This window comes from Streptomyces sp. NPDC029466 (assembly GCF_055574515.1).
Map to the genome: position 1 here is coordinate 1 of NZ_JBVHZH010000019.1, position 13,682 is coordinate 13,682.

At 71.8% G+C, this 13,682-nt stretch carries 14 protein-coding genes; 9 read left to right on the top strand and 5 right to left on the bottom strand.

Features of this window, described 5'->3' with window-relative positions; all coding sequences use genetic code 11:
* Positions 1–166: 166 nt before the first annotated feature.
* From rocD to ACZ4XD_RS16395, 3 genes are all read right to left on the bottom strand, one after another.
* The gene (gene rocD / locus ACZ4XD_RS16385) at positions 167–1,402 is read right to left on the bottom strand and encodes an ornithine--oxo-acid transaminase (RefSeq protein ID WP_468042597.1); all 1,236 of its coding nucleotides are present in this window, start codon (positions 1,400–1,402) and stop codon (positions 167–169) included.
* Positions 1,402–2,214, bottom strand: coding sequence for a dimethylargininase (gene ddaH / locus ACZ4XD_RS16390; protein ID WP_468042779.1), 813 nt, complete (start codon positions 2,212–2,214; stop codon positions 1,402–1,404). Before ddaH ends, rocD begins: the two co-directional genes overlap by 1 nt.
* Before the next feature lie 264 nt (positions 2,215–2,478).
* Complete coding sequence (locus tag ACZ4XD_RS16395; protein ID WP_468042599.1) at positions 2,479–2,973, bottom strand: Lrp/AsnC family transcriptional regulator; 495 nt, start codon at positions 2,971–2,973, stop codon at positions 2,479–2,481.
* Between the two features lie 255 nt (positions 2,974–3,228).
* Between ACZ4XD_RS16395 and ACZ4XD_RS16400 the strand changes: the two genes are divergently transcribed.
* The 4 genes from ACZ4XD_RS16400 (at position 3,229) to ACZ4XD_RS16415 (ending at position 8,482) form a co-directional block, all read left to right on the top strand.
* Positions 3,229–4,068 carry an alpha/beta fold hydrolase gene (locus ACZ4XD_RS16400; RefSeq protein ID WP_468042601.1) on the top strand — a complete coding sequence of 280 codons (840 nt, stop codon included), beginning with the start codon at positions 3,229–3,231 and terminating at the stop codon, positions 4,066–4,068.
* Between the two features lie 166 nt (positions 4,069–4,234).
* Positions 4,235–5,167, top strand: coding sequence for an ATP-grasp domain-containing protein (locus ACZ4XD_RS16405; protein WP_468042603.1), 933 nt, complete (start codon positions 4,235–4,237; stop codon positions 5,165–5,167).
* A complete protein-coding gene (locus ACZ4XD_RS16410; protein ID WP_468042605.1) occupies positions 5,164–6,093 on the top strand; it encodes an ATP-grasp domain-containing protein in 930 nt (309 codons plus the stop codon). The genes ACZ4XD_RS16405 and ACZ4XD_RS16410 overlap by 4 nt, the downstream gene beginning before the upstream one ends.
* 154 nt (positions 6,094–6,247) lie before the next feature.
* Positions 6,248–8,482, top strand: coding sequence for a terpene synthase family protein (locus tag ACZ4XD_RS16415; RefSeq protein WP_468042607.1), 2,235 nt, complete (start codon positions 6,248–6,250; stop codon positions 8,480–8,482).
* Positions 8,483–8,654: 172 nt separating this feature from the next.
* Here the strand turns inward: ACZ4XD_RS16415 and ACZ4XD_RS16420 are convergent, their stop codons facing one another.
* The gene (locus ACZ4XD_RS16420; protein ID WP_468042609.1) at positions 8,655–8,828 is read right to left on the bottom strand and encodes a hypothetical protein; all 174 of its coding nucleotides are present in this window, start codon (positions 8,826–8,828) and stop codon (positions 8,655–8,657) included.
* A complete protein-coding gene (locus ACZ4XD_RS16425) occupies positions 8,825–8,986 on the bottom strand; it encodes a hypothetical protein (protein ID WP_468042611.1) in 162 nt (53 codons plus the stop codon). The genes ACZ4XD_RS16420 and ACZ4XD_RS16425 overlap by 4 nt, the downstream gene beginning before the upstream one ends.
* Positions 8,987–9,117: 131 nt before the next feature.
* Between ACZ4XD_RS16425 and ACZ4XD_RS16430 the strand changes: the two genes are divergently transcribed.
* The 5 genes from ACZ4XD_RS16430 to ACZ4XD_RS16450 all read left to right on the top strand — a co-directional run bounded on the left by ACZ4XD_RS16430 (position 9,118) and on the right by ACZ4XD_RS16450 (position 13,673).
* Positions 9,118–9,954: a helix-turn-helix domain-containing protein gene (locus ACZ4XD_RS16430; protein WP_468042613.1), complete on the top strand. Its 837-nt coding sequence runs from the start codon at positions 9,118–9,120 to the stop codon at positions 9,952–9,954.
* Positions 9,951–10,145 carry a DUF397 domain-containing protein gene (locus tag ACZ4XD_RS16435; protein WP_468042615.1) on the top strand — a complete coding sequence of 65 codons (195 nt, stop codon included), beginning with the start codon at positions 9,951–9,953 and terminating at the stop codon, positions 10,143–10,145. The genes ACZ4XD_RS16430 and ACZ4XD_RS16435 overlap by 4 nt, the downstream gene beginning before the upstream one ends.
* 31 nt (positions 10,146–10,176) lie before the next feature.
* Entirely contained in the window at positions 10,177–10,380 is a 204-nt protein-coding gene (locus ACZ4XD_RS16440; protein ID WP_468042617.1) for a DUF397 domain-containing protein, read from the top strand.
* A 125-nt stretch (positions 10,381–10,505) separates the two neighbouring features.
* Positions 10,506–12,665 (top strand): nuclease-related domain-containing DEAD/DEAH box helicase, encoded by a 2,160-nt coding sequence (locus ACZ4XD_RS16445; protein ID WP_468042619.1) that lies wholly within the window; start codon positions 10,506–10,508, stop codon positions 12,663–12,665.
* Positions 12,666–12,866: 201 nt separating this feature from the next.
* A complete protein-coding gene (locus ACZ4XD_RS16450) occupies positions 12,867–13,673 on the top strand; it encodes a chitin-binding protein (RefSeq protein ID WP_468042621.1) in 807 nt (268 codons plus the stop codon).
* Positions 13,674–13,682 lie beyond the last annotated feature (9 nt).

The following is a 13,682-nucleotide window of genomic DNA, read 5'->3' on the forward strand; positions in this document are numbered from 1 at the left end:
TAGAGCCACGCGCTCCCAGCTCCCCCCTCCCCGCCCCCCCCCCCCCCCCCCCCCCCCCCCCCCCCCCCCCCCCCCCCCCCCCCCCCCCCCCCCCCCCCCCCCCCCCCCCCCCCCCGCGCGTGCCGAACGTGCGCCGGGTGCCGGGTGCCGGGTGCCGTGCGCCGGGTCAGCCCAGCGCCCGCTCCAGGCTGCCCAGCGCCGACGCCAGTTCCTCGGCGGTGATGGTCAGCGGCGGGGCCAGCCGGATCGTCGAGCCATGGGTGTCCTTGACCAGCACGCCTTCCTTCAGCAGACGTTCGCTGATCTCCCGGCCGGTGCCCAGGGCGGGGTCGATGTCGACACCGGCCCACAGGCCGCGGGCACGGAAGCCGGTCACGCCCTTCCCGGTCAGCGCGGCCAGGCCGTCGCGCAGTACGGCACCGAGTTCGGCGGCGCGGCGCTGGAACTCCCCGGTGGCGAGCAGCTCGGTCACGGCCGAACCCACCGCCGCCGCCAGCGGGTTGCCGCCGAAGGTCGAGCCGTGCTGGCCGGGGCCGAGCACGCCGAGCACCTCGCGGCGGGCGACGACCGCGGAGACCGGGACGATGCCGCCGCCGAGCGCCTTGCCGAGCAGCAGCATGTCCGGCACCACGGACTCGTGCTCGACCGCGAGGGTGGTGCCGGTGCGGCCCAGCCCGGACTGGATCTCGTCGGCGATGAACAGACAGCCGTTGCGCCGGGTCAGTTCCCGTACGCCGGTGAGGTAGCCGTCGTCGGGGATCAGGACGCCCGCCTCGCCCTGGATGGGCTCGATCAGCACGGCGGCCGTCGTCTCGTCCAGGGCCGCCTCCAGCGCGGCGAGATCGTTGTAGGGGACGGTACGGAAGCCGGGGGCGAAGGGGCCGAAGCCGACCCGGGCGGTGTCGTCGTCGGAGAAGCCGACGATGGTGGTCGTCCGGCCGTGGAAGTTGCCGCCCGCCACCACGATCGTCGCCCGGTCCGCCGGGACGCCCTTGACGTCGTACGCCCACTTGCGGGCCACCTTGATGCCGCTCTCCACCGCCTCGGCGCCGGTGTTCATCGGCAGCACCATGTCCAGGCCGGTCAGCTCGGCGAGGCCCTCGGCGAAACCGGCGAGCCGGTCGTTGTGGAACGCGCGGGAGGTGAGGGTGAGTTGATCCAGCTGCCGGTGCGCGGCCTCGATCAGCGCCGGGTGCCGGTGGCCGAAGTTGAGCGCCGAATAGCCGGCCAGCATGTCGAGGTAGCGGCGCCCCTCGACGTCCTCGACCCAGACCCCTTCGGCGCGCGCGACCACCACGGGCAGCGGGTGGTAGTTGTGCGCGAGCACCGGACTCTCGGCCTGGATGAGCTCCGCGGACGAACGGGGAGCCTGGGCCGGGACGGTACGGGTGGGAGCGGTCATCAGCGGATCTCCTGGGTGCAGCACTTGATGCCGCCGCCGGCCTTGTGGAACTCCGACAGGTCGACGGGGACGGGGACATAGCCGTGCGCGATGAGCTGCGCGATCAGGCCGGTCGCCTGCGGGGCGACGAAGACATGGCGGCCGTCGGAGACGGAGTTGAGGCCGAAGGCCATGGCGTCCTCCCGGGTGGCGAGCACCGCGTCGGGGAACAGCCGCCGCAGCACCTCACGGCTGCCGGACGAGAACGCCTCGGGGTAGTAGGCGATATGCGCCTCGCCCGTCTCCGGCGATTCGCCGAGGACGAAGAGCGCGGTGTCCAGGTGGTAGAAGTACGGGTCCACCAGCTGGAGGCCGATCGTCGGCACGCCGAAGAACTCCTGCACCTCGCGGTGCGCCGCCGGGGTGGTGCGAAAGCCGGTGCCGGCCAGGATGAAGCGGCCGGCCGGGACGAGATCGCCCTCGCCCTCGCACGGTGACTCCGGCCGGTAGACGTCGTAACCGGCCGCCTTGAACCAGGTCTCGTACTCCGTGGACTCCGGCCGCCGCTGCGGCGCGTGGAAGTGCGAGCCGAAGACCCGGCCGCCCACGACCAGCGCGGAGTTCGCCGCGAACACCATGTCCGGCAGGCCGGGCACCGGAGGCACCGTCTCCACGGTGTGCCCATGGGCGCGGTAGGTGCCCATCAGCGTCTCCCACTGGCGCCCGGCGAGCGCGGTGTCCACGGGCACGTCGGCCCGCATCCATGGGTTGATCGCGTAATGCACGGCGAAGTGTCTGGGCTCGCAGACCAGATAGCGCCGGGGGCGCGACACACGACTCATCGGCACGGGACGATCCCTTCGCTTCCTCGGGCAAGGCGGGGCGACCAGGGGTCACAGAGCGTCACCCCGAATGCTTCCAAGGTAAGGAGCGAGGGATTCGGGCCACAAGAAACAAATGCTGCTGAGCGGCGCAGCAATGCTGCGTGTCGCCGAGCTCTCACGCAGTTTTGCTGCGCGCTTTGGGTCCGGATTCCGCTTGCGCCGCCGACGGGCCGGGCCTCCGGCGGCTGTGACGGGCCGCGCGCAGCGGGCGCCTCAGCGGACGGTCCCTTCGGCGGACGGCCGGGCGCCCGCCTCCGGGCTGTCCGGCAGCAGATGGGACAGCACCATGTAGCTGATCGTCTTGCGGATGAACGGCTCGGCCCGGATGCGTTCGAGCACCTCCTCGAAGTGCTCCACATCGGTCGCCCGTACGTGCAGCAGCGCATCCGCGCCCCCGGTGACCGTCATCGCCGCCGCGATCTCCGGGTGGTTGCGCACCACCTCAGCGAGCCGGCGGGGCGGCGCCGCGCTGTCGCAGTACACCTCGACATACGCCTCGGTCAGCCAGCCCAGCGCGGCCGGGCGGACGGTGGCGGTGAACCCCGTGATCACGTTGTTCTCCCGCATCCGGTCCACCCGCCGCTTCACCGCGGTGGACGACAGCCCGATCGCCGTCCCGATCTCCGCGAAGCTCGCCCGGCCGTTGTCGATCAGCGCCGCAACGATCTTGCGGTCGAGGTCGTCGAAGGGCACGGCCTTATGGGTCACTGGGCCTCCCGATTGCTCCCGGTCCATGCCGGTCCTGCTCCGTTGCGTCGCCTCACGGTAGCGACACCGGGAGCGGAGGCGGACGGGGCCGCTCCGGCGGGCGGAGCGGGGCGGCCGGGCGGCGTGGGACGGCCGGGCGGTTTCCGGCGGCCGGGCGGCGGCCTTGCCGCCCGACGTACGGGCAGCCGTGCGGGCAGCCGTACGGCCAGGGGAAACCAGTTGCTCCGCACGGACGCCGCTGACAAGGTCGCGGCCATGCCCACCTTCTCCGCGCCCGACGGGACCACGCTCGCCTACCACGTGTCCGGAGACGGACCCCCGGTGATCTGCCTGCCGGGCGGACCGATGCAGGATTCCGCATACCTCGGCGACCTCGGCGGCCTGGCCGCGCACCACCGGCTGATCAGGCTGGATCTGCGGGGTACCGGCGGCTCCGCGGTACCGGCGGACCCGGCCTCCTACCGCTGCGACCGGCTCGTCGACGATGTGGAGGCGCTGCGCGAGCACCTCGGCCTGGAAAGCGTCGATCTGCTCGCGCACAGTGCCGGCGCGAACCTCGCGGTGCTGTACGCGGGCCGCCACCCCGACCGGGTCGGCAAGTTGGCGCTGATCACGCCCAGCGTCCTGGCCGTCGGGCTCGTCATCACCGGAGACCTCCGGCGCGAGACCGCGCGGCTCCGCCACGGCGAGCCGTGGTTCGCCCCCGCGTTCGCGGCGTTGGAAGCGCTCGTCGCGGGCCGGCCGACGGACGACTGCCGAGCGGCCATCGCCCCGTTCTTCTACGGCCGTTGGGACGCGGCGGCGCAGGCCCACCGGGCCGCGGAGGACGGCCAGCGGAACGCGGCGGCCGCGGCTGTCTGCGGCGCCGACGGTGCCTTCGACCCGGAGGCCACCCGCAAGGCGCTCGCCGCCTTCGGGCGGCCGGTGCTGCTGCTCGCCGGTGAGGTCGACCTGGGTGCCCCGCCGCCTGCGATGGCGGAGTTCACCGACCTGTTCCCGCAGGCCCGGCTGGTCGTACAGCCCGGCGCCGGGCACTTCCCGTGGCTCGACGACCCCGGGCGCTTCGCGGCGGCCACCACGGAGTTCCTGGCGTAGGCGTAGGCGTAGGCGTCGGGTAGCCGCGGCCCACCGGGTCCGCCCTTGGACGGGCCGGGGCCCGGCGCGTGGGTGCACCGTCCCCGGCGGGCTCCGCATGGGATCCTGGTGTGTCCAGGATCTGCCGGACGGACGGTGGACGTGCGGCGATGACGAGGGTGCCCCGATGAGACTCTGCTTCCTGGTGGAGGAGCAGTACCGCCATGACGGCATGCCGCTGGAGGTGATCCACCAACTCCGCGCCTGGGGCCACCAGGTGGACGTGGTGTGGCCCGGCCGCTCGCTGATCCGGATATCCGAGGCGGTCCGGGCCGGCAGCCACGATGCCTGGGTCCTCAAGACCGTCTCCGGCGGTCCGGGCCTGACGCTCCTGGAAGCGGCCGCTTCGGTCGGGCTGACGACGGTGAACGACGTCCGGGCCATCCGTGGCGTACGGGACAAGGCGCTGGCCGCGGTGATCGCCCGCGGCAAGGGACTGCCGGTCCCGGTGACGTATGCGGCGGCCCGCCCCGAGGAGTTCGCGGAGATAGCCGAGGCGGAGTTCCCGCTGGTGGTGAAGCCCGCGGACGGCAGTTCCGGGCGCGCCGTGCGGCTGGTGGCGACGCCGGACCGGCTGCTGGAGCCGGGCGGCGCGGACGGACCGGCCGACGGTCTGCTGATCGCCCAGCCCTATGTCCCCAACTCCGGTACAGATCTGAAGGTCTACAGCGTCGCCGGTGAGCTGTACGCGACCGAGCGGTGCTCCCCGCTGCACCCCGCACACGCCGTATGCGAACGACAGGTGCCGCTGACGCCCGAAGTCGCCCGGATCACCGCCGAGATAGGCGCCGTCTTCGGCCTCGACCTCTACGGGGTCGACATCCTGCTCGGCCCGGACGGCCCGGTGGTCGTCGACATCAATGACTTCCCCAGCTTCCGTCAGGTGCCGGACGCGGTCGCCCGGGTGTCCGCCGCGGTCCTGGACCTGGCCCGCCAGGGGGCGCGGGGGACCTACGCCACCGCGCGGACGAGCGCGATGGCCGCCCCGCCGCCCCCGTTCACCGCGCCGCCCGTTCCCCGCCCCACCAGGCCCGCGGCGTCGATCGGCGGCGGCCGGTGAGGATCTGTCTGCTCACCGCGGACCCCGCGCATCCGCTGCTGGCCGCGGTCACCGGTCTGCTGACGCCGGATCACCGGGTCGAGACCCTGGACCCGGGCGTCGAGGGGCCGGGCCCGGACCTCTCCTCGCTCGCCGATGTCTATCTCCTCAAGGCACGGACGCCCCGGGCGCTGGCGCTCGCCGCGCTCCTGGAGGAGCACGGCGCACCGGTGCTCAACTCGGCGGCGGCGACCGCCCGGTGCCAGGACCGGGTGACGATGGCCGCGATGGCGCGCGCGGCGGGGCTGCCGTTCGCGGCCACCCGCGCCGTGGCCACCCTGGGGGAGCTGGCAGCGGCCGGTGCCCCGGACGGCCCGCTGGTGATCAAGAGCCGGTTCAGCCGCCGCCGGGACCTGGTGGCCCGCGCCGACAGCGCCGTACGGCTGCGGGAACTGGCCGCCGACTGGGCCGGGGAGCCGGTGGTGGTCCAGGACTTCACCCCGAACAGCGGCTGGGACCACAAGCTGTGGGTGGTCGACGGGCAGCTCTTCGCCGCGCTGCGCCGCTCGGAGCTGGCCCCCGACGGCCGCGGTCCGAATCTGCCGCTGCCGGTCGGTGAGCTGCCCGCCGGCTGGACCGCCGCCGCGCTCCGGGTGGGCGAGGTGTTCGGCCTGGACGTCTACGGGGTGGATCTGCTCGATGCCGGGGGCGGTGCGCCCCTCATCGTGGACATCAATGCCTTTCCTGGTATCCGCGGCCAAGCCGGTGCCCCGGAGGCGCTGGCGGCGCTCGCCCTGCGGACCGCGGCGCGCGGCCGGGCCGAGCGGACCGGCGGGTCTGGCGGGGCCGACGAGGCCCACCGGGCAGGCGGGGCGGCGGGGCCGACGGGGGCGGCAGGGGCGGCAGGGCCGGACGAAAGAAAAGTGCCACAAGTCAGCGAGAAATGAACCCGGTTGGTGTCGCTCCGAACCGAAGGGGAGTGGAGGCGGACGCTCCTCCTCCGTAAGGCCTAAGGCGCCGGGCCCCGGGGTAGCGCAGCCCCGTCAGGGGGGCGTGATCCACCGCGCTTCCTTCCGTACGCAGGGGAAGAGGCCGGCAACGGTGACACAGCCATTCGAATTGCCCCATTTCTATACGCCCCATCCGGCGCGGTTGAACCCGCATCTGGAGACCGCGCGCACGCATTCCAGGAAGTGGGCCCACGCCATGGGAATGCTGGAGGGCTCGGGCGTCTGGGAGGAGAAGGATCTCGACGCCCACGATTACGCCCTGCTGTGTTCCTACACCCACCCGGAGTGCGACGCCGACGCGCTGTCGCTGGTGACCGACTGGTATGTCTGGGTCTTCTTCTTCGACGACCACTTCCTGGAGAAATTCAAGCGGACGCTGGACCGGAAGGGCGGCAAGGAATATCTGGACCGGCTGCCCGCCTTTATGCCGATGGACCTGACCGCGCCCCTTCCGGAGCCGGCCAACCCGGTCGAGGCCGGGCTCGCCGACCTGTGGCGGCGCACGGTGCCGCAGATGTCCATGGACTGGCGGCGGCGGTTCGCCGAAAGCACCGAGCATCTGCTCAATGAATCGCTGTGGGAACTGTCCAATATCAATATCCACCGGGTGCCCAACCCCGTTGAATACATCGAGATGCGCCGCAAGGTCGGTGGCGCGCCCTGGTCGGCGGGCCTGGTGGAGTATGCGACCGGCGCCGAGGTGCCCGCGTCCGTCGCCGCCTCCCGGCCACTGCGGGTGCTGCGGGACACCTTTTCCGACGCCGTTCATCTGCGGAACGACCTCTTCTCCTATCAACGCGAGACGGAGGAGGAAGGCGAGCTGAGCAATGGCGTCCTGGTACTGGAGAATTTCCTGGACTGCACCACCCAGGAAGCGGCGGATGCCGTCAACGATCTGATCACCTCCCGGCTCCAGCAGTTCGAGAACACCGTCCTCGCCGAACTCCCTCCGCTCTTCCTGGAGACGGGGCTCGACCCGGCCTCCTGCGCGAAGGTGCTGGCGTACGCCAAGGGGCTCCAGGACTGGCAGTCCGGCGGCCATGAATGGCATATGCGCTCCAGCCGCTACATGAACGGCGGCGGGGCGGCGGCCGACAGCTCGCGGCCCTGGTCGCCCTTCTCCTTCGGCGGCCTCGGCACCTCGGCGGCGGACCTGAAAACCGCCCTGGCCACGGCCGGTGCGCTCCGCCTCCGCAGCGGCACCCACCTCCCGCACCAGAAGGTCGGACCGTCCCGACTCCCCGACTTCTGCATGCCGTTCACCACCACCCTCAGCCCGCACCTGGAAGGCGCCCGGCTGCGGCTCATCGACTGGGCGCACCGTATGGGCCTCCTGCAGCCGCAGCCCGGTGTGCCGCTCTCCGACATCTGGGACGAGCCCGTGATGGTCCGGCACGATCTGGCGCTGTGCGCGGCGGGCATCCACCCGGACGCCACCCCGGAGCAACTGGACCTGGACGCCGCCTGGCTGGCCTGGGGCACCTACGCCGACGACTACTATCCGGCGGTCTTCGGCCGCACCCGCGACCTCGCCTCGGCGAAGGTCTGCACCGAGCGGCTGTCGGCCCTCATGCCGCTCGATCCCGGCACCACCCCACCCGAGCCGGTCAACGCCCTCGAACGCGGGCTGGCGGACCTGTGGTCCCGTACGGCGGCCGGTATGGCTCCGGAGGCACGCCGGGCGTTCCGCGAAACCGTCGACACCATGACCGCCAGCTGGCTCTGGGAGATCGGCAACCAGATCCAGCACCGCATCCCCGACCCGGTCGACTACATCGAGATGCGCCGGGCGACCTTCGGCGCCGACCTCACCATGAGCCTGAGCCGACTCGCCCACGGCCGGCGGGTCCCGCCGGAGATCTACCGCTCCGGCCCGCTGCGCTCACTGGAGAACGCCGCCGCCGACTACGCCGGCCTGATGAACGACGTCTTCTCCTACCAGAAGGAGATCGAATACGAGGGCGAGGTCCACAACGGCATCCTCGTCGTCCAGACCTTCTTCGGCTGCGACTACCCGACCGGGCTGGCCATCGTCCATGACCTCATGACCTCGCGGATGCGCGAGTTCCAGCATGTCGCGGCCCATGAACTCCCCGTCGTCTACGACGATTTCCAGCTCTCACCGGAGGCGCGCGAGGCGATGGACGGCTACGTCCGCGAGCTGGAGCACTGGATGGCCGGCATCCTCATCTGGCACCGGGACTGCCGGCGCTACCGGTCCTCCGAACTGCGCCACCCGATGGGTTCGCCGGGCCGACTGGGTGTGCCGACCGGGTTGGGGACGTCGGCGGCCGGTCTCTTCCGGTCGGCCGTGAGGGCCGGATAGCACCGGCATCCCGGGACGAGGCACGGCGGCAGACCAGGACCGGCGGGGAGGTAGACCACGCCGGATTCCCCGTCCAGTGCTCCGCCGTGCTTCGTCCACCACCCTTCGGGGCTCGCCTCGTACGGCGTGCCGGCGTAGGGGGCTGCGGTGGCCTTCTCCGCGTCCGGGGGGCTCACGGCTCCCCCTGCCTCTCGGCCTGTTCCGCGCCCTGGCTCTCGACCGGAACGTCGTCATGCTCCGGGTGCCGCCGCAGCAACACCCGGCAGTCGACGGCCTTCGACCGGTCGCCGTTCCGCTCGGCTGCCGCCAGCACGGTCCGCAAGGTCTCGCACGTCGTGCACCTCACAGCGACCTCCCCAGCTGTCCGTGGCGCTGCCGCCGGGCGTAGTCCTGGTGCATCCGCGCACGAAGGTGCGTGAGGGTCTCGCTGTCGCTGTCGCTGTCGCTGTCATCGGCTGGTTCGGGGCACTCCGGGTCCGCGTCGTCCGGTAAGCCGGTGTTCACCGCTACATCCTCTGGACCGCTCAACGCCCGCTCCTCTCCGTAGTCATTCCACTACCAAGGGCGGCCAGAGTGACCTAGAGTCGGGAGCTACTCAACCTGTCGAAGGAGGGGGAAGCGTTGGTGAAAGCTCTGTGAACCGCAAGGAGTTGACGCCGGACAGTAGTCCGCAAGCGGCCTTCGGGGCGCGCCTGCGCAGCTCACGGGAGGCGCGCGGCTGGACGCAGGACGAACTCGCCGAGCTGATGGGTTATTCCAGTACGCATGTCTCGGCGGTGGAAACTGCACGGAAACCCCCTACTCTGCGTTTTTCGCGTAGTGCCGACCGCACCTTCGGCACCGAAGGCACCGTGGACACGTTCGAACGGCAGTGGCGCGAGATCCGGCACGGCAGCCTGCTGGAGGGCTTCCCGGAGTACGTCGGCCACGAGGGCCGGGCGGCGGAGATCCGGCTGTACGAAGTGGGCATCATCCCTGGTCTGCTCCAGACCCCGGAGTACGCCTCAGTGTTAGCCGGGAGCCACGTCAGGCGCGGAGCCATCACGCCAGAACAGGCGGACGAACGGGTGTCGCTCATCGCGGAACGTCAGGCGGCGCTGGCCCGTACGCCACCGCCGCTGGTCTTCGTGGTGCTGGACGAAAGCTGCATCCGACGTCCCATCGGCGGATACGCCGTCATGGAAGCCCAGTTGGCGCGGCTGGTCGAGTTCGCCGAGCTGCCGAACACTGTGGTCCACGTTGCCCCGTTCGAGATGGGGGAGCGGCGACCATTCCACCTACCGATCACGGTGCTGACGCTGCCGGATCGCTCGCTCATGTCCTACGCCGAGTCTGCCCAACGAGGCCATCTTGAACGGGAAAGCAGCTCGGTGTTGCCCATACTGGCGGCCTACCATCAGCTACAGGCCGACGCCCCTTCCCAAGCGGCGTCCGTGGCCATGATCAATGACCTACGAAAGGGCATCTCGTGACCGAATCCCTCCGCTGGTTCAAGTCCTCGTACAGCGACAATGGTGGTCAGTGCATCGAGTGGGCGCCCGAACATGCGGCGGCGACCGGTGAGTTCCTGGTCCGTGACAGCAAGGACCCGAACGGACCGCAGCTCGCGCTGTCCCGTCAGGGCTTCGCCGGGCTCGTGGAGTTCGCCAAGTTCCACGTGTGATCCGCTCCCCATTCGCAGGAAAGGGCGTTCCATGACGACCGATTCCCTCCGCTGGTTCAAGTCCTCGTACAGCAGCAACGGCGGCCAGTGCATCGAGTGGGCGCCTGAGCCTGTGGCGGCCACCGGCGAGTTCCTGGTCCGGGTCCGTGACAGCAAGGACCCGAACGGACCGCAGCTCGCGCTGTCCCGTCAGGGCTTCGCCGGGCTCGTGGAGTTCGCCAAGTCCCACGCGTAACCCGCCTCACCGCGGACCTCCGCACCATGCGCCCGTGCCCCTCCCGTGCGCACTTCCGTGTCATGTGACCTCGTCCTAGGGTTCTTGGCTCATGCCTACGGGGGCGAGCGGTGAGGGGGCGGACGATGGCGGCAGGGAGTGGGCTGGGCGGGTCGGCCGGGGCGTCGGCGGCCCGGCGGGCGCAGCAGGCGCGTCGGCAGGAGCGGCTGTTACGGGAACAGTGGCAGGCCGCCAGGGCGCGGGCCGAGCGCTGGGAGGCGGCGAGCGAGGGGGAGCGGCGGGTCGCCGCCCAGCTGCTGATGCTGGCCGAGCGGGGCTGGCGGCTGCTCGTGGACCGGCGCTGGCCGGGCACCCGCGCGGCCAATGTGGACATGCTGCTGATCGGCCCCGGCGGAGTCTTCGTCATCGACGTCAAGAACTGGCGGGCCGCCCCGGAGACCTGTGCCGGCCGGCTACGGGCCGGCGGATTCTCCCGCGACGAGCACCGCCGCAAGCTGCTCGCGGTCACCAAGGCCGCCGAGAGCGCGGTGGCGTCCCTGGGGATGTCCCCGGTGGCGGTGCGGCCGCTGCTGGCCTTCGCGGGGCATCGGGTCGACGCGGAGCTGGGCCGGGTGCGGCTGCTGGGGGAGCGCGAGATAGGCCCGGCGCTGCTGTCGGAGCGCACCCGGCTGTCCGCCCAGTCCGTCCGCGCCCTCACCGAGCATCTGGAACGGGTCTTCCCCGAGTACGAGGCCCCGTCCGCCGCCCCCACCCCGGACACTCCCGCCCTGGACACCGCCGCCCCGGGCACCGCCACTTCGGATACCGCCTCCCGAATACCGGACGACCCCGCATCCGACGGCCTCTTCGACCTCGACGGGCTGCGGGACGCCGCGCTCGACGAGGCGCGCCGGGCGCCCATCGAGCAGTGGATGACCTTCCTCGACCCGGACCAGCTCGCCCTCGTACGGCGCAACTGGGCCGGTCCGGCCAGGATCAGCGGCCCGGCCGGCACCGGTAAGACGGTCATCGCCCTGCACCGCGCCGCCTACCTCGCCCAGCGCACCAACGGCCGCATCCTGTACGTCACGTTCGCCAACAACCTGCCCCGCGTCCAGGCCACCTTCCTGAAGACCATGGCCCCGGCGGTGGCTGACCGGGTCGACTTCCGCAGCCTGCACTCCTGGGCACAGGAGTATCTGCGCGACCGCGGCGTGCCGGTCCACCTGCACAAGGAGAAGGCGGAGACGGCCTTCAGCTTCGCCTGGAAACACGTCGGCCGGAACAGCTGTCTGACCGAGATCGATCCGCTGCACCCGTATTGGCGGGAGGAGATCGACTACGTCATCAAGGGCCGCGGCATCACCTCCTTCGACGAGTACGCCGCGCTGCCGCGCCGTCGCCGCCGCGCCGGGCTGCGCCGTCCGCACCGGCAGGCCGTCTGGTCCCTGTATGAGGCGTACGAGGCGCAGCGCACCGAGCGTGCCGTCCACGACTTCAACGATGTGCTCTCCCTCGCGCTCGCCGAGGCGGCCGGCCGGATCGGGCACAGCGCCTACACGGCCGTCGTCGTGGACGAGGTCCAGGACCTGACCCTCGTCGGGGTGCGGCTGCTGCACGCCCTGGTGGGCGACACCCCCAACGGCCTCCTCCTGGTCGGCGACGGCCAACAGGCCGTCTACCCGGGCCAGTTCCGCCTCTCGGACGCGGGCATCGACATCCGCGGCGACCGCGGCCAGGTGCTGCGCGCCAACTACCGCAACAGCAAGGAGATCGTGGACACCGCGCTCTCCGTGGTCGCCGAGGACGCCTTCGAGGACCTCGACGGGCTGCGTACCCCGGGGCGCCGGGACATCGACCTGACCTACCACGACGGCGAGGTGCAGCGCGCCGTCCTGCCCACCCCCGCCGCGCACGACGAGGCGCTGCTGACCGCGCTGCGCGGCCTGACCCCGCAGGAGCTGGCCGGTTCCGCCGTCCTCTGCCCCGCGAAGCGCGCCATCGAGCACTACCAGCGCCTCCTCACCCGGGCCGGCCTGCGCGTCTGCTCGCTGGACCGCTACGACGGGCACCCGGTGGAGGCCGTCAAACTCGGCAGCTACCGCCGCGCCAAGGGCCTGGAATTCAAGCGCGTCTATCTGCCGCAGCACGACACCCCGCCGCCCACGGGCACCCCGGACGGCCGCACCCCCGTCGAAACCGCCCACGAGCGCGCCGAACTGGCCCGCAGTCAGCTCTACGTCGCCATGACCCGCGCCCGCGACGTCCTCTGGCTGGGCAGCGTCCGGCCGGTGCGGGGGAACTGAGCGACGGGGCCGGCCCCGGTCCAGGCCCGGCCCCGTCGGCCTTACCGACCCCGTCCCTGCCGCCCGTAATGTCCTGCTGCACGGTGAATCTCCCCTTCGGTGGGAATATCCCGAGAGGGCGTCGGGAACCCCACATGGCGACATCCCGTAAGGGCCAGGCCCAGGACCGGCCCGCCGCCATGGCTGACAGGAGTTCCGACTGTGCGACGCAAGACCGCTTTCCTTGGTGCGCTGGCTCTCACCGGGGGGCTCGTCGCGTTCGCTCCCTCCGGCGCGCATGCCATCACCGGCGTCATCACGTACCACACCCGCCCCGACAACCGGCCGCACGAGATCCTCGACCCCGGCGACGACCACTGCTACGGAGTGGGGGACGGCTACGGCGAGGTGGACAACGACACCCCCACCGACCTCGTCCTGTACAACGGCCGCGACTGCACCGGCTCCGTGGTGACCGTCGTACCCGCCCGCGGCTGGCTCACCGCGAGGTTCGGCAGCCTCCAACTGAGCTCGAACGGCCCCCGGGAAGAGGTCCCCTCCGCCGACGAGGACCGCCGTGACGACCAGGATCGTCGGGACGACCAGGATCGTCGCGATGACCAGGATCGTCGGGACGACCAGGACCGTCGCGATGACCAGGATCGCCGTGACGACCAGGACCGTCGCGATGACCAGGACCGCTCGGACAGCCCGGACCGTTCCGACGGGCAGGACCCGTCCGACAGCCAGGACAGCGCCGACCGTCCGGACCGCGCGGATGACACGGATGCCTCCGACGCCCCGGGACGTGCCGACGGCGCCGGCGCACGGGACACCACGGGCAGCGCCGACCCCTCCGACAGCCTGGATCACTCCGAGTACCCGGAGACCCCGCAGGACAGGGACACGAATGGCACGGAGCGCCGGGACCGGCCCGCGAGTTCGGCGAGCGCGCATCCCGTGGATCCGGTGAACGCGGGGAACCCGGGACGTCCGGGACGGCAGGGGCGTCCGGTCCGCGCGGGCTGAGGCGCGGCA